The sequence below is a fragment of the Rhodococcus sp. IEGM 1318 genome, assembly GCF_033142465.1.
GTDB lineage: Bacteria > Actinomycetota > Actinomycetes > Mycobacteriales > Mycobacteriaceae > Rhodococcus_F > Rhodococcus_F qingshengii_B.
On record NZ_JAWLSC010000001.1, the window covers coordinates 554,572 to 570,588 of the forward strand.

Genomic DNA, 16,017 nt, shown 5'->3' on the forward strand with positions numbered 1-16,017 from the left:
TGAAGGCGCACCCTACTCGCTGGTCGACTTCTTCACTGGTGATGCTTCCGTATCCGGATAATGGGCGAATGCCTGTCGATTCCTCTCCCGCGTCCGCCGCGATTGCGCACGTGCACGACCTCTCGAAGGGTGGCCCGCTGGATCGAAATCACCGGGTGACGTTGCACTTTCATCCAGACCTCCCTTTTGAAAGTGGTCTGACACTGGCCTCGATCGCACGTCAAGGCGCCTATGTGACCCAGTTCGAGACTCGTACGAGCAACGGGGGACTGACGGCACACCACGGCGGCGACCGTTGGCGTTGGGAGAGTCGGATTTTCGGCGGAGCGTACGACGAGCGAGAGCTGTCGGAACGGCCGAAGTACGGATCATTGAACTTTTCCGCCGATCTGTACGGGGCATCTCCTCGATTCGGCTCGTCCTACTTCCGGCTTGCCGAGCACACGCTCGACCGCACCACTTTTTGCTTTCCGGACAGCGTCTTCGAGTCCGGCCTCTTCGGAACGGCGGAAGCGATGAGCTTGGTTGACGCTGCCGTAGCCGCCGAGTTCGAGGATCCGCTCGACCACTACATCGAGGCGCACGTTCACGGCGTCGTCGACATCGGAGCGGACGTCGAGGCGCTCGTTCTGGATCCGAGTTACCGGGGCACACGGATCGAAGAGATCGCCCACTCGCTCACGTGCCAGGTGTTGTGGCACGACGGTTACGCGGTCGACGCCGACGAGGTCGCCGAACATCCCGACTATCGGGGAGCTACCGTCGTCGACATTGCCCGAGAGGTTGCGCTCGATGGTCGACTGACGCCTGCCGTCCAGGGTCTCGCCCGGCGCGGCTCTTACGATCCGCAGGACGTCAAAAAGGTCTGGCACTACATCGCTCGATTCGGCGGCAGGGCGTAGAACTGGGCATTCGCGTACCCCGGCCCGTCGACGACTGATGGTTCCGGGAGCGCACATCAGTCCGAAGGCGGCGGTGAGGAAAGAGTGATTGATACGCAACATCGGGCATGAACTCCCGAAACAACTGCATCCGAAGATGGAAGTCGACCTTGATCCTCGGTCGAAGGGATGCATGAATCGATGGGCGCTCAACTCACCACCACCACCAGTGTCGACACACTCTGCGCATACTGCGGGGTGGGCTGTGGTCTTGTCCTCGACATCATCACTGATCCCGAGACGGGGCGTCGGAAGGCTGCGAAGTCTTCCGGTCTGAAGACACATCCCACCAACTTCGGGCGTCTGTGCACCAAAGGCACCACGACCGCAGACATGCTCGCCGGCCCGGGGCGCATGGAATCTGCATATCGCCGTCCGCGCCGAGGTGATGCGATCGAAGCGGCGGACATGGCCGCAGTCATCACTGACACCGCCCAGCGCCTGCGGGCAATAATCGACGAGCACGGTCCCGACGCGTTTGCGTTGTACGTGTCCGGGCAGATGTCACTCGAAGCTCAGTACCTGTCGAACAAACTGGCCAAGGGCTTCATCGGGATCAATCAGATCGAATCGAATTCCCGTTTGTGCATGGCGAGTGCCGGCACCGGCTACAAGCAGTCACTCGGGGCCGACGGACCGCCCGGTTCCTATCAGGACTTCGAACACGCCGACGTGTTCTTCGTGACCGGCGCGAACATGGCGGACTGCCATCCGATCCTTTTTCTGCGGATGCAGGAGCGGATCAAGGCAGGCGCGAAGTTGATCGTCGTCGATCCTCGACGCACCGCCACCGCCGACAAGGCGAACTTGTTCCTGCAGATCGCTCCCGGCACCGATCTCGCGCTACTCAACGGACTACTCCACCTGCTCGTCGTAAACGGCCACACAGATCCGGACTTCATCGCCGACTTCACCGAAGGCTGGGAGGTCATGCCCAGTTTCCTCGCGGAGTACACGCCTGCGAAGGTCAGCGAGATCACCGGTATCTCCGAAGCCGACATCCACACGGCAGCGCAGTGGATCGGTGAGGCCGCCAACTGGATGAGCTGTTGGACAATGGGTTTGAACCAGAGCACCCACGGCACGTGGAACACCAACGCCATCTGCAACCTTCACCTTGCGACCGGTGCGATCTGCAAGCCCGGCAGCGGTCCGTTCTCGTTGACCGGTCAGCCGAACGCCATGGGTGGGCGTGAAATGGGCTACATGGGGCCAGGTTTGCCAGGTCAGCGCGCCGTGATGGTCGACGCCGATCGCGACTTCGTCGAGGAGCGATGGGGGATCCCGCAGGGCTCGCTGCGCACCGACATCGGCGGTGGCACCATCGACATGTTCTCCCGAATGGCGGCGGGCGACATCAAAGCGTGCTGGATCATCTGCACCAATCCCGTTGCGACGGTGGCCAACCGCAAGACCGTCATCGACGGCTTGGAGAAGGCCGACCTCGTCATCACCCAGGATGCTTTCCTGGGCACCGAGACCAACGAATACGCCGATGTTCTGCTGCCCGCGTCGCTGTGGACAGAGTCCGACGGAGTGATGATCAATTCCGAACGCAACCTGACGCTCTTTCAGCAGGCACTGGATCCGGTTGGGCAGGCGCTGCCTGATTGGCAGATCATCGCCCGGATCGCCTGCGAGATGGGGTACGCCGAAGCGTTCACCTACACCTGCGCCGAAGAGGTGTTCGAAGAGATCAAGCAGTTCTGGAATCCGAAGACCGGCTACGACTTACGCGGCGTCACCTACGAGCGGCTCCGCAAGACGTCGATCCAGTGGCCATGCCCGCCAGACAGTGATCAGGACCGTCATCCCATCCGATACCTCAATGACGGTGTCAGTCAGAGGCTTCTGGTCCGAGAGGACGGCAGCACTCCACGCCTCGCGTTCCCCACCGCCACGGGCCGCGCGATGTTCTTCGCCCGGCCACACATGCTTCCCGCCGAAATGCCCGACGACGACTATCCGTTCCTGCTCAACACCGGTCGTCTTGCGCACCAGTGGCACACCATGACCAAGACCGGCAAGGTGGCCAAGCTGAACAAACTCAATCCCGGGCCCTTTGTCGAGATCCATCCCGACGACGCCACACGCCTCGGCGTCGTCGACAAGGACGCGATCGAGGTCGCCTCACGCCGCGGCCGCGCAGTGCTCCCGGCCGTGGTCACCGACCGAGTGCGTCCGGGAAACTGCTTCGCACCGTTTCACTGGAACGACGCCTTCGGCGAGTATCTCTCGATCAACGCCGTCACCAACGACGCCATCGACCCTGCCTCCCAGCAACCGGAGTTCAAAGCCTGTGCCGTCACTATGACGAAGGTCGCCGTGAACACGCCCGAAACGGAGCTCGCCGAATCGCCGCGGGTGGCTCCCGTGGCGACTGATCGGGCTTTGTCGCGAACCGATGTCCTCGCTGATGTCATCGGCCAAACAGGAACACCTGCAGTGGTATTCGATCCGCTCCAACAGAGCTACCTGGCAGGTCTTCTCGCGGCGTTGCGTGCGGATGCCGATCGCACTGTCGGAGTGCCGACCTTGCCTCCGGCTGCACCCTTCGATGGCGAAAAGCGGATGTGGGTAGACGGTGTCTTGGCCGGCCTGTACTCAAGGACCTCACTCCCTGGCACTGACGGGCCCGCGTTGTCATCGGGTACGGACACTGCCTCCGAGCGGGCGCCGATCGTCGTGCTCTGGGCATCGCAGACCGGAAACGCGGAGGAGTTTGCCGCCGCCTGCGCTGCTCGTCTCGGGGAAGTCGGTTTGCCCGTGGTGATACACGCAATGGACGAGTTCCCGGCTGCCGACCTGGCGGCCACCCGAGAGGTCCTGCTGATCACCAGTACCTCCGGTGACGGCGAATCCCCGGACAACGGCAGCGGTTTCTGGGAAGCCTTGGCTGCTGACACAGCGCCCAGCATGGTCGAGACACGTTATGCAGTAATTGCTTTCGGGGACTCGAACTACGACGACTTCTGTGGACACGGGCGAAAACTCGACGCTCGCCTTGCTGAACTGGGAGCCAGTCGTATCGTCGATCGCGTCGACTGCGAGCCTGATTTCGAAGACACAGCTGCTGGATGGCTCGACGCGGTCACGGCCGAACTTCAGAGCACGGAGGCGGGCGAGTCGACCGACGTCGTCGTTGCATTGAAGAACTCCGGCACAACTGCTGTGGCCGCGCCGATTTTACCGGCGATGTCGGCGCCGCTGCAGTACAACAAGAAGGCGCCACTGACTACAGCTTTGACGCGCAATGTCGTGCTCAACCGGCCAGGCTCTTCCAAAGACGTGCGGCAGTTGGGTTTTCACCTTCCGGACGACACGGTCAGCTACGAAGCCGGCGACGCTCTCGGAGTCTGGCCGCGAAACAGCTCCCCGTTTGTCGACGAGTGGCTCACCCTTACCGGCCTCGACGGTGAGGAGACCGTCGATCTGGGGCAGTACGGCGCGATGACCTTGCGTACCGCGCTGACCGAACGCCTGGAGATCACTCGAATCTCGAGCGACATGATTCGGTTCGTGCATCAACGGACTCGCGATGCGGACCTGGCCGAGTTGATGAAGCCGGAGAACATCTCCACGCTCAAAGACTGGTCGTGGGGACGACAGTCCGTCGACGTACTTGCGCAGTCGCCGGTTCGTGCTTCAACCGACGAATGGCTCTCGTTACTCAAACCGCTTCAGCCGCGGTTGTATTCGATTTCTTCGAGTCCGAAAGAGAACCCACGCGAAGTGCAGTTGACGGTGTCCGCCGTCCGATACAACGTCGCGGGCGTCCCACGCCGTGGAGTGTGCTCGACGTATCTCGCAGATCATGCTGACGGTGACGACATCGGAATTTACGTGCAGAAGTCGACTCACTTCCGGCCCCCTTCCGATCCCGAGACCCCGATGATCATGGTCGGTCCGGGGACCGGCATTGCACCGTTCCGTGCTTTCCTGCATGAGCGGCGGGCGTTGGGGCACACGGGTCCGAACTGGCTGTTCTTCGGAGAACAGCATGCCGCGACCGACTTCTACTACCGCGAAGAAATTGAAGAATTGCGGAAAGACGGCTTTCTCACCGAACTCGACCTCGCATTTTCCCGGGATCAAGCCGACAAGATCTACGTGCAGGACCGGATGCGTGAGCGGGGCGCGCAGCTGTGGGAGTGGTTGCAGAGGGGTGCACACTTCTACGTCTGCGGCGATGCCAACCGGATGGCCAAGGATGTCGACAGTGCCCTCAACGGGGTGGTCGCTCAACACGGAAAACTGGCCCCTCGTAGTGCCGAGGCGTATGTGAAGGCTCTTTCGGCGGAGAAGCGCTACGTCCGGGACGTCTACTGACGTCGATCAGACGGCGCCCTTGAACCCGTTCTGGCGCCAGGCCTCGTACGTCACCAGGGCGGCAGCGTTGGACAGGTTGAGGGATCGGCGTCCGGGAAGCATCGGGATACGCAGGCGCTCGGTGATGTGTTCGTCCGCCAATACCTCTTCGGACAGTCCGGTGGGTTCTGGCCCGAATAGCAGGACGTCGCCGGGTTGGTAGGCGATATCGGCATAGGACGTGGTCGCGTGCGCGGTGAAGGCGAACACGCGCGCGGGCGTGACGGCTTCCCACGCCGCAGCAAGGTTCTCGTGGACCGTGACAGTCGCCAGATCGTGGTAATCCAAGCCTGCGCGCTTGAGTTTCGGCTCCGACAAGTCGAACCCGAGAGGGCCGACCAGGTGGAGTTCGCAACCGGTGCCCGCGACCATGCGGATCGCGTTTCCGGTGTTGGGTGGGATGCGGGGCTCGTGGAACATCACTCGGAACACGCGAGGAACTGTACCGGGCGGCATATCGCTGCCCGCGTCGGCGAGAAGAGCCGTCGAGAAGTGTGGGCGAATTGGTAACAAACCGGCCAGTCCGTGCGAACCTATTTCCGGCACTCTTCTCAGAACGGACATTTCATGAACCCTCCCGCCGGTTGGAACCCCGACCCCTTCGACCCCACGATCGACCGTTACTGGGACGGTCAGCAGTGGACCGCCCAGACACGGCCCAAGGGCGTCGATGCACCCACTCAAGCATTCGGTACTCCGACGCAAGTCTTCGGTGCACCGGGATCTCCGTCGCCGGACGCAAACGCTGAGGAAGGCAAGACGCGGCGTAAGTGGCCGTGGATCGCCGGCGCAGCAGTCGTGGGGTTGGTGGCCATCGCTGCGGCGACGGGGGCGGGCAAGTCGGAAGAATCGACGACGCCTGCTGTGACCTCTTCGACGACAGCTGCAGCGACGGCAACCAAAACCACTGTCCCATCGACGACGAAGACCACAACTTCGTCCCTCTTGCCGACGACGACAACGATCGTGCAGCCACCGACGACGACCACCGTGGCAATAGTGCCGCTGGTGCCGCAGGTCCCGGAGACCACGACTACGCCGTACGTTCCGCCCGCTCCGGCGTACACGCCGCCGAAGACAACGGAACCGGCGTACGTTCCGCCGCCGGCCAAGGTGCCTGATGCGGGGGTCTATTACGCCAACTGCTCAGCGGTGCGAGCGGCCGGTGCTGCCCCGATCTACCGAGGCGATCCGGGCTATTCGTCCAAGCTCGATCGCGACGGTGACGGCGTGGCCTGCGAGACCTAGGCGGTCGAAACGGTGTCGGTGCGGCGGGGCAGTATGGACGGCATGCTCCCCGAAGAATCCGACGACGTCGTCGGCGAAGATTATTCAGACGCGCGACTGGCTGGGCAGAAGTGGCGTCAGCGCACTTTCACCAATTGCAATTTCCGAGACGCCGATCTCACCGGACTCACGACGGAATCGGTGGTGTTCACCGACTGCGATTTCACCGGCACCGATCTGGGGGAGTCCGTACATACGGGAACGGCGTTCCGTTCGTGCAATTTTGCTCGGACCAGCCTGTGGCACAGCACGTTCCGAAACTGCAGTCTGCTCGGGTCGACGTTCGACGGTTGCCGTATCCGGCCGTTGACGCTCGACGAAGTCGACTTCTCGTTGACCTCACTGGGCGGGGCGGACTTGAGGAAGATCGACTTCACCTCATGCCGCTTCCGTGAAGCGAACCTGGTTCGGGCCGACATGCGGGGCGCGGTTCTGGCGTCGGCGGATCTGTCCGGTGCTCGCACGGGTGGACTCAAACTCGAGGGTGCAGACCTGCGCGGTGCGCGGATCGACCCGAGTCTGTGGACGTCCGCGTCTGTCGGAAACGCGCAGATCGAGTTGATGCAGGCCGTGGCTTATGCGTCGGCGCACGGTCTTGTCGTCGACATGAAGTAGTGGCGCCTAGCTCTGCAAGCGCTCCTCGAGGTGCACAGTCACCAGTTCGCCCGTCTCCTTGCCGATGGCTTTGCGAAGATCGGCTTTGACCGGCAGCTTGTGGTTGCCGTCTCCCAAGGCCATGAACGAACTCTGGAACGGATGTCCGTCGATCGTCCCGCGAACCTTGACCAGGCCGCGGGTGCCGAAGAACTCGGCGGACTCCGGCCAGATCACATAAGTCCACCCGCCCTTGGCGTCGCTCTTCTGCAAGGTGGCCGTGAATTCCTTGTCCAGCAACATGATGTCGGTCCTTTCGCGCTCGTCCCAGTCGATCAGCGGATGAATTCCCGAGCAAGGAGATCCATCAACAGACCGTCCTTCCACACACCGTGGCGATCTCGCGAGTACTCGCGCATCACCCCGACGTCCTTGAATCCCACAGATCGATAGCACGCGATGGCGACGGAGTTATCGACCTCGGGGTCGATGACCAGACGGTGGAATGCGAGGTCGTCGATCAGATGGGCACACAGCACCCGTATCGATTCGCGACCGAACCCTTGGCTGTGGAAGTCGGGATCGAGAAACAAGTCGAGCCCGGCGTGGCGGAAGTCGGGGTCGTCCTCGGCTTCGTACCACTGGATGAAGCCGATCAGTTGGTCTCCGTAGAAGATGCTGTAGCGCGTGGTGCCGGCTTCTGGCGCCGCAGGCCAGTCGTCGTCGGGATTTTGCCACCACTGCACGACGTCCGGGTGCAGGTGAATTGCCCGCAGACGGGCGTGATGATCGGGCGCGAGCGGGGAGAGGACCACTCTCGGGCCGCGTAGTTCCGGAGCCGTTGTCACTCATCGACCCTAACCTGGAACAATGGTCGCCGTGACTGCAACGATCCTCGACGGCAAAGCTACCCGCGACGAAATCTTCGAAGACCTGAAGGTGCGGGTGAGCGCTCTGAAGGCAGAGGACATCACACCCGGCTTGGGCACCATCCTGGTAGGCGACGACCCCGGATCCGCTGCTTACGTGCGCGGCAAGCACAACGACTGCGCCAAGGTCGGTATCAATTCTTTGCGACGCGACCTGCCTGCCGACATCACGCAGGAGCAACTCAACGCGACGATCGACGAGCTCAACGCCAATCCCGAGTGCACCGGCTACATCGTCCAGTTGCCCCTTCCCAAGCACCTCGACGAGAACGCGGCCCTCGAGCGCATCGACCCTGACAAGGATGCCGACGGCTTGCATCCGGTCAACCTCGGTCGACTGGTGTTAGGCAAGGAAGCGCCCCTGCCGTGCACCCCACGTGGAATCCTCCACCTTCTGCGTCGCTACGAGGTCCCGATTGCCGGCGCACACGTGGTGGTTGTCGGACGCGGCGTCACGGTCGGTCGCCCGATCGGACTGTTGCTGACGCGTCGTAGCGAGAACGCCACGGTCACGCTCTGCCACACCGGTACCCGCGATCTCGCAGCCGAGGTTCGCCGCGCCGACATCATCGTCGCCGCCGCCGGCGTTCCCGGTCTCATCACCGCAGACATGGTCAAGCCCGGAGCGGCGGTCCTCGATGTCGGCGTCAGTCGCACCGACGACGGCCTGCGCGGCGACGTTGCAGCCGACGTCAACGAGGTCGCCGGGTTCGTCTCACCCAACCCCGGTGGTGTCGGACCGCTGACCCGCGCGTTCCTGATCACCAACGTGGTCGAGCGCGCCGAGCGGGTTCTGGCCGGAGTCTGAGTCCGATGTCCTCACTGGTCGGCCTCGCGAAGAAGAATCTGCCCATGCTCGCGGTCCTTGCCGTGATCGCGGCAGCTGTTGTTCTCGTGCTGGCCGACCGGTGGCGCCGCGGCGCCCTTGTCTTCGGTGTTGCCGTCATCATCGGTGCTGCCGCGCGGTGGTTCGTTCCCGAGAATCGTGTGGGGTTGCTTGCCGTGCGCGGAAGGGTTTTCGACACCGCGGCGATGGGCGTCATGGGAGCGTTGATCGCGACGCTTGCCCTGACCATCGATCCGCTCGGTACCGACTGAGAAGGTCAGTTCCCGTAGAACGAGCGGATGTCGATGTCGCTCAACGGGATCCACTCCGGTGACTGTGTGGATGCCGACTTCTTTCCGGCCTTGTCCGGTGCACTTCGCAGCGTCACTGCGAGGACTGGTTCCTCGTCGATCCGCCCGGCCAGAGCGTAGATCGCGGCGAGATGGTGAACGCACGGCGAGCGCCGACCCGAGCAGTCGCAGCTGGCAGTGCACTCCGAAAGATCAACGGCGACTGCGATATTTCGAGCCTGAAGTTCGGTGACGACGCTGTCCGGCAGCTCGCCGGTCGAGACGGATCTGTTGGCCTTTCCAGCCGAGCGGAGAAGGCTCTTCACTGCAGCGATTTCGGATCTGGTCCACAGCGGGACACCAATCGTCACCGACGAGGTTTTTGCTTTGGTGCTCACCGCCGCGACGACGGTCCCCGATGAGACCACGGTGAATTCCACCGACCCGTTGCGTGCGAGGGTACGAGCCGTCGGCAGGGACGGGTTCGGACCTGATGCCGCGGTCCGCTCCACCGTCCGCAGCCACGCCCGACCCCAAGCGGTGACACCGAATTCGTTGGCCATCAGATAATCACCGCGCCATCCAGTTCGAGAAGTTCACGCAGTTCGGTGTCGGGAAGATCGGCCAGCGCGGCCTCGACGTTCCCGGAAACAGCATCGGCCACAGCTCGTTTGGACTCGTGCATCGCAGCGATGTGATCCTCCACGGTTCCGCCCGTCACCAAGGTGTGGACGTTGACCGTGCGCTTCTGGCCGATGCGGTGTGCCCGGTCGGTTGCCTGATCTTCGACGGCTGGGTTCCACCACCGGTCGTAGTGCACGACGTGACTCGCGCGAGTGAGGTTGAGGCCGAAGCCGGCGGCGCGCAGGCTCAGAATCAGAACCGGCGGGGAATCCGCGTCGTTCTGGAACGCGTCGACCATCCCGTCGCGCTTGTCGGTGCTCAGGCCGCCGTGGAGGAAAGGCACGGCGCCGATTCCCAATTCGGATCCCAGGTGCCGCGAAAGCATCTCGCCCATCGTCCGGTACTGCGTGAAGATCAGCGCATGATCGCCGTCGTCGACGATCTCGGCGATCATTTCCGTTGCGCGGTCGAGCTTTCCGGATCTTCCGTAGAGGTCGTCCGTATCACCGGTCACCTGCGCGGGGTGATTGCATACCTGTTTGAGGGTGGTCAGCAGCGCAAGGATGTTGCCGCGCCGGGCAATTCCCGTACCCAATCCGGTGTCGAAAGCATCGGCAACTGCCGACCGATAGATCCGCGCCTGTTCCGATGTCAGAGTGCACGAGACAGTGGAGAACTGTTTGGGCGGAAGATCCTTGGCCACTGTGTCTTTGGTTCTGCGCAGAATGAAAGGATCGATGACCGCGGCAAGCCTGTTCGCCGCAGTGGCGGATCGACCGGATTCGATCGGTAGGGCAAAGCGTTGACGAAAACGTGCGCGTGTTCCGAGGACGCCCGGATTTGCGACGCGAAAGAGGGACCACAACTCTTCGAGGCGGTTCTCCACCGGCGTGCCGGTCATCGCCACCTTGACGTCGGCCGACAACTGCATTGCCGCTTTCGCAGCGAGGGAAGCGGGGTTCTTGATCTGCTGCGCCTCGTCGAAGATCACCGAACTCCAGTGGATCGGGCTCAATTGGGCCGCATCGGAACGCAAGACGCTGTAGCTGGTCAGAACCGTGGTGCCGGCGGGCATACTAGTGGGAAGTGCGCGAGCAGTCCCGTGATGAACATGCAGTGGCAGATGCGGAGCGAATCGCTCGATCTCGCGGCGCCAGTTTCCGATCACCGAGGTGGGACACACAACCAGATGCGGACCGTCGTCGGCGCGGATCGCGATCATCGAAATCGCTTGCAGTGTCTTACCCAAACCCATCTCGTCGGCCAAGATCCCACCGCCCGAACCCGACAGTGCAGTCAACCAGGCAACTCCCTGCACTTGATACGGGCGCAATGTCGCCTGAATCTTTGCTCGGCGAAGACTCTCGATGGCCGCGCGCGCTTGTGTGAACAATTGCAGCGTGGACCGGGCGCTTCTGATTTTCGTGTCGTCACGGTCGATCGCTGCATGCGCTGCGGTCGGAATGTCATGTGCGCCGGTGTCGATGACGCGCTTCCACGCGAGCAACGACGGTCCGAGGTCGCCGCGACCTGCATCGAGGTTGTGGAACGCGTCGATCGCGGTGGTGAGGTCGAGCAGTTGTGCTTCGACGTCGGTTGCTGTGATCGACTCGTCGACCGGGATCGCAAGCCTGCACATGCCCGGCGATCCGGTCGGCATCCCCAGCGCCGACAGCCGCGCTGCCGGGTCTGCGTCACCCCAGAACGCGAAGGACATGTGCTCGGGAATGTACGTAGCCTGCAGGCGCGTCGAGCATGGCTGATTCACGTTCGCCGATGCTAGCCGCGCCGGCTCACGTTCGCCAATGAAAATGTCGGGAAAACCCGCAGATCAGCTGTGGTTTTCCCGACATTGACGAATTCTGAAAATGTGGCTCTGTGCCGGATCAGCGAGCCGTGCGTGCGAACTCCATCGTGCGGCGAAGGAGTCCAGCAACGGCGTCCGCCTCCGTCAGGAAGCCGTCGTGGCCGTCCTTGGACTTGAGAATCTCGAGGCCGCTGCACGTGGAAATTCCGTCGGCGATCTCCTCTTGCAAACGAAGGGGATACAGCCGATCCGAATCCACGCCGCCCACGACGACCGGTGCCGTGATCGATGCCAACGCCGCTGCAACGCCGCCGCGTCCACGGCCGATGTCGTGCCGGTTCATGGCCTCGGTCAGGAGGACGTACGTGCTCGGGTCGAAGCGGTCGACGAGCTTGTCCGCCTGATGTTCCAGGTAACTCTGCACAGCGTATCGTCCACCGTTCCAAGGGTTTTCGTCGTTCTGGGCGGAGTTCTCGAAGCGCGCATCCAGTTCCGACTCGGAGCGATACGTCAGGTGCGCGATGCGACGAGCGATGCCGAGTCCGGCGCGCGGTGCCCGACCCGTTCCGTGGTAGTTACCGCCTTGCCAGTCGGGATCGGAGACGATGGCCGCGATCTGCGTCGTCTGGGTGCCGATCTGATCTGCGGTCGCCCGTGAACCGGTTGCGAGCACCAACGCGGAGCGAATGCTGTCCGGGTAGGTAACTGCCCACTCGAGGGTGCGCATGCCGCCCATGGATCCGCCGACCACCGAGGCCAACTGGTCGATCCCGAGCAGATCGACAAGCTTCTTCTCCGCCGCGATCTGATCCCGGATGGAGATCTCCGGGAACCTGCTGCCCCACGGCTTGCCGTCGTCGGCCAGTGAACTGGGACCGGTCGTGCCGCGACAACCACCGAGGACATTGGTTGCGATGACGCACCATTCGCCGGTGTCGATCGGTTCGCCGGGGCCGACCATCCCGTTCCACCAGCCGGGGGATGGCTGATTCGCGGAGATCGGACCGGTGACGTGCGAGTCTCCGGTCAGTGCGTGCTCGACGAGTACGACGTTGTCGCAGTTCGGGGACAGCTCACCCCACCGCTGAACGGCGAGCGAAACGGATGGGAGTACCGCGCCGCTTTCGAGTTCCAGGGCGCCGATGTCGACGAACCCCACCTGACCGTCGGCCGGGGGTAGGAGGTCGATCCTGGGCTCCAATTCGTTCACGGTCACGAGTTTGCCACCGCAGCCAGGCCGACGGTGAGATCGGCGAGGATGTCGTCGATTCCCTCGATCCCGACCGCGAGGCGGACGAGTCCGGGCGTGACACCCGAAGCGAGCTGCTCTTCGGGGGTGAGCTGCGAGTGCGTCGTCGACGCGGGGTGGATGACGAGTGAGCGAACATCACCGATGTTGGCGACGTGGCTGTGCAGTGTCAGGGCGTTGACGAACTTCTTGCCCGCATCGATCCCGCCGGGCAGCTCGAAGGTGACGATGGCGCCGGTTCCCTTGGGCGTCAGCTGCTTTCCGCGTTCGAACCAAGGCGAGGAGGGAAGTCCCGCGTAGGAAACGGAGGCCACCTCGCCGTGGCGGTCGAGGAACTCGGCGACCTTCTGTGCATTGGACACGTGACGCTCGATGCGCAGGCTCAAGGTTTCGATGCCCTGCGCGATGAGGAACGCGTTGAACGGCGCCACGGCGGAGCCGAGATCGCGCAGCAGTTGGACGCGAGCCTTGAGAGCAAACGCCGGCGCGCCGAGGTCTGCGAAGGTGACGCCGTGGTAGCTGGGATCAGGCGTCGTGAAGTTCGCATGGCGACCCTGCGTCCAATCGAAGGTGCCGCCGTCGACGATGACGCCGGCGATCGCGGTGCCGTGTCCGCCAAGGTATTTGGTGGCGGAGTGGACGACGATGTCGGCGCCGTGTTCGAGCGGGCGGAGCAGGTACGGCGTCGCGACAGTGTTGTCCACGATCAACGGAAGACCGTTCTCGTGGGCCAGCGACGAGATGCCGGGTAGGTCGAGAATGTGGTTCTTCGGATTGGCGATCGTTTCGCCGTAGAACGCCTTCGTGTTCGGGCGAATTGCTTCGCGCCACTGGTCGAGATCGTCAGGATCCTCGACGAACGTGACTTCGATGCCCAGCTTACGAAGGGTGTAATGCAGGAGGTTGTACGTGCCGCCGTACAGGTACGGGCTGGAGACGATGTGGTCGCCGGCCTCGGCGATGTTGAGGATCGCGATGGTCTCGGCAGCCTGACCCGAGGAGAGGAGGAGTGCGGCGACTCCGCCTTCGAGGGCAGCGATGCGCTGCTCGACGGCGTCCTGTGTGGGATTCATGATCCGCGTGTAGATGTTGCCCGGCTCGGCGAGGCCGAACAGTGCCGCAGCGTGATCCGTGCTGTCGAAGACGTAGCTGGTGGTCTGGTAGATCGGCAGAGCGCGCGCATTGGTGGCGGTGTCCGCTGTTTGCCCGGCGTGCACCTGCTTGGTCTCGAACGACCAGTTCGCGGTCGGATCAGAAGTTGCTGCGGCGTCGGCTGTGTTGTCGGTCATGATTTTTTCACTCCAGTGGTCTGACGGATAGATGTCGGACGGGGGCGAATGATCGCCGCCCCGTGCTGGGGTCTATCTACAAGTGCGACACATACTGAAAAACCTCCGTGGGGCTCGGCCCGGTCTGGGGTCCGTCCCTGTCGGACCCGCGCTTGTCACCCGAATTGCGGTGGAACTGCGCGAGCAGATCCACGTCGGGAAACCTGGTCATCACCCGGGGCACCCCACCGCGGTTGGAGGGTTGCCGTCCAGCGAGCCGGGGCTTGACGCTGGCACTCATGACCACGTCGGATTCTACCGGGAAGTGAGCGCAGTCCTGACGCGGGGCGAAATGTGAGCCGCAACCGCACGCGAGGCAGAGCGACGCAGCCCACTAGCAGGCAAAAGTTACTCGCGAGTAGAGACGGATGGGTGGACCTGCCGGTTGCGGCCTCACGGGTTAGCAGTACGCTTGTCTTGTTTGGGACTCATCTCCCGAGATCAGTCCACACCGTCTAGGTTTGATAATCGAACCGTTCGCGGACCCACTCACAAAGTGTGACCGCAACCGTGTAACCAGGGAAACTTCCTAGGAGGACGCGAAGCACCCATGTCCAAAATCAAGGTTGAGGGCACCGTCGTCGAACTCGACGGCGATGAGATGACGCGCATTATCTGGCAGTTCATCAAAGACAAGTTGATCCATCCGTATCTCGATGTGAACCTCGAGTACTACGACCTCGGTATCGAGTACCGCGACGAGACCGACGACCAGGTCACCATCGACGCAGCGCACGCGATCCAGAAGCACGGCGTCGGCGTCAAATGCGCCACGATCACGCCGGACGAGGCACGTGTCGAGGAATTCGGTCTCAAGAAGATGTGGCGTTCCCCGAACGGAACGATCCGCAACATTCTCGGCGGCACGATCTTCCGCGCACCGATCATCATCTCCAACGTTCCGCGACTCGTTCCGGGCTGGACCAAGCCGATCATCATCGGCCGTCACGCATTCGGCGACCAGTACCGCGCCACAGACTTCAAGGTCCCCGGCCCCGGCAAGGTGATGATCACCTACACGCCTGAGGACGGCAGCGCACCGATCGAGCACGAACTGGTCAACTTCCCCGAAGAGGGCGGCGTCGTCCAGGGGCAGTACAACTTCACCACGTCCATCCGTGACTTCGCTCGCGCGTCGCTCACCTACGGACTGCAGCAGAACTACCCGGTGTACCTGTCCACCAAGAACACCATTCTCAAGGCGTACGACGGTGCCTTCAAGGACATCTTCCAGCACGTGTACGAGACCGAGTTCAAGGCTGAGTTCGATGCCGCAGGTCTGACCTATGAGCACCGCCTCATCGACGACATGGTCGCTTCCGCACTCAAGTGGGAGGGCGGCTACGTCTGGGCATGCAAGAACTACGACGGTGACGTCCAGTCCGACACCGTGGCCCAGGGCTTCGGCTCGCTCGGCCTCATGACGTCGGTTCTGCTCACACCGGACGGACGGACCTGTGAGGCAGAGGCTGCTCACGGCACCGTGACGCGTCACTACCGTCAGCACCAGCAGGGCAAGCCCACCTCGACCAACCCGATCGCATCCATCTTCGCGTGGACCCGTGGGCTCGAGCACCGTGGCAAGCTCGACAGCACCCCTGAGGTCATCGGCTTCGCGCAGGCGCTCGAAGACGTTGTCATCAAGACCGTCGAAAGCGGCCAGATGACCAAGGACCTCTCGATGCTGGTCGGCGGCGATCAGGGCTACCTGACCACCGAGGAGTTCCTCGGCGCGCTCGACGTGAACCTGCAGAAGGCCATGGCCGCGAAGTAG

At 62.8% G+C, this 16,017-nt stretch carries 14 protein-coding genes and 1 riboswitch; of the genes, 7 read left to right on the forward strand and 7 right to left on the reverse strand.

All coding sequences use genetic code 11. The features are described 5' to 3' along the window. The first annotated feature begins 68 nt into the window (after positions 1–68). The gene (locus R4P65_RS02565) at positions 69–902 is read left to right on the forward strand and encodes a DUF3626 domain-containing protein (protein ID WP_317825322.1); all 834 of its coding nucleotides are present in this window, start codon (positions 69–71) and stop codon (positions 900–902) included. A gap of 180 nt (positions 903–1,082) precedes the next feature. Next, entirely contained in the window at positions 1,083–5,270 is a 4,188-nt protein-coding gene (locus R4P65_RS02570) for a bifunctional nitrate reductase/sulfite reductase flavoprotein subunit alpha (RefSeq protein ID WP_317825323.1), read from the forward strand. 6 nt (positions 5,271–5,276) lie between these two features. Here R4P65_RS02570 and R4P65_RS02575 read toward each other — a convergent pair whose 3' ends face one another. Next, positions 5,277–5,741, reverse strand: a complete 465-nt coding sequence (locus R4P65_RS02575; RefSeq protein WP_317825543.1) for a tRNA (cytidine(34)-2'-O)-methyltransferase — start codon at positions 5,739–5,741, stop codon at positions 5,277–5,279. Between the two features lie 135 nt (positions 5,742–5,876). On the opposite strand from R4P65_RS02575, the gene R4P65_RS02580 reads away from it, so the two are divergent. Beyond that, complete coding sequence (locus tag R4P65_RS02580; protein ID WP_317825324.1) at positions 5,877–6,557, forward strand: excalibur calcium-binding domain-containing protein; 681 nt, start codon at positions 5,877–5,879, stop codon at positions 6,555–6,557. A 33-nt stretch (positions 6,558–6,590) separates the two neighbouring features. Beyond that, the gene (locus R4P65_RS02585; RefSeq protein WP_003940770.1) at positions 6,591–7,211 is read left to right on the forward strand and encodes a pentapeptide repeat-containing protein; all 621 of its coding nucleotides are present in this window, start codon (positions 6,591–6,593) and stop codon (positions 7,209–7,211) included. A 6-nt stretch (positions 7,212–7,217) separates the two neighbouring features. Here the strand turns inward: R4P65_RS02585 and R4P65_RS02590 are convergent, their stop codons facing one another. Both R4P65_RS02590 and R4P65_RS02595 read right to left on the reverse strand, forming a co-directional pair. Continuing rightward, positions 7,218–7,493 (reverse strand): DUF1905 domain-containing protein, encoded by a 276-nt coding sequence (locus tag R4P65_RS02590; RefSeq protein WP_230812345.1) that lies wholly within the window; start codon positions 7,491–7,493, stop codon positions 7,218–7,220. Positions 7,494–7,525: 32 nt separating this feature from the next. Beyond that, on the reverse strand, positions 7,526–8,005 hold the full coding sequence (locus R4P65_RS02595; RefSeq protein ID WP_411742510.1) for a GNAT family N-acetyltransferase: 480 nt from the start codon (positions 8,003–8,005) through the stop codon (positions 7,526–7,528). A 64-nt stretch (positions 8,006–8,069) separates the two neighbouring features. Here R4P65_RS02595 and R4P65_RS02600 point away from each other — a divergent pair, with 64 nt between their 5' ends. Both R4P65_RS02600 and R4P65_RS02605 read left to right on the forward strand, forming a co-directional pair. Next, positions 8,070–8,927, forward strand: coding sequence for a bifunctional methylenetetrahydrofolate dehydrogenase/methenyltetrahydrofolate cyclohydrolase (locus tag R4P65_RS02600; protein WP_317825326.1), 858 nt, complete (start codon positions 8,070–8,072; stop codon positions 8,925–8,927). A gap of 5 nt (positions 8,928–8,932) precedes the next feature. Beyond that, positions 8,933–9,217 (forward strand): DUF3017 domain-containing protein, encoded by a 285-nt coding sequence (locus tag R4P65_RS02605; RefSeq protein ID WP_230812347.1) that lies wholly within the window; start codon positions 8,933–8,935, stop codon positions 9,215–9,217. 5 nt (positions 9,218–9,222) lie between these two features. On the opposite strand, the gene R4P65_RS02610 is transcribed toward R4P65_RS02605, so the two are convergent. The 4 genes from R4P65_RS02610 to R4P65_RS02625 all read right to left on the reverse strand — a co-directional run bounded on the left by R4P65_RS02610 (position 9,223) and on the right by R4P65_RS02625 (position 14,204). Continuing rightward, a complete protein-coding gene (locus R4P65_RS02610; protein WP_317825327.1) occupies positions 9,223–9,798 on the reverse strand; it encodes a hypothetical protein in 576 nt (191 codons plus the stop codon). Beyond that, on the reverse strand, positions 9,798–11,627 hold the full coding sequence (locus tag R4P65_RS02615) for a DEAD/DEAH box helicase (RefSeq protein WP_317825328.1): 1,830 nt from the start codon (positions 11,625–11,627) through the stop codon (positions 9,798–9,800). Before R4P65_RS02615 ends, R4P65_RS02610 begins: the two co-directional genes overlap by 1 nt. A 118-nt stretch (positions 11,628–11,745) precedes the next feature. Beyond that, complete coding sequence (gene metX, locus R4P65_RS02620; RefSeq protein ID WP_230812350.1) at positions 11,746–12,882, reverse strand: homoserine O-acetyltransferase MetX; 1,137 nt, start codon at positions 12,880–12,882, stop codon at positions 11,746–11,748. After that, positions 12,879–14,204, reverse strand: coding sequence for a bifunctional o-acetylhomoserine/o-acetylserine sulfhydrylase (locus tag R4P65_RS02625; RefSeq protein WP_317825329.1), 1,326 nt, complete (start codon positions 14,202–14,204; stop codon positions 12,879–12,881). The genes metX and R4P65_RS02625 overlap by 4 nt, the downstream gene beginning before the upstream one ends. 143 nt (positions 14,205–14,347) lie before the next feature. Then, positions 14,348–14,488: riboswitch (SAM riboswitch) on the reverse strand. A 305-nt stretch (positions 14,489–14,793) separates the two neighbouring features. Here R4P65_RS02625 and R4P65_RS02630 point away from each other — a divergent pair. Then, on the forward strand, positions 14,794–16,017 hold the full coding sequence (locus tag R4P65_RS02630; protein WP_019747659.1) for an NADP-dependent isocitrate dehydrogenase: 1,224 nt from the start codon (positions 14,794–14,796) through the stop codon (positions 16,015–16,017).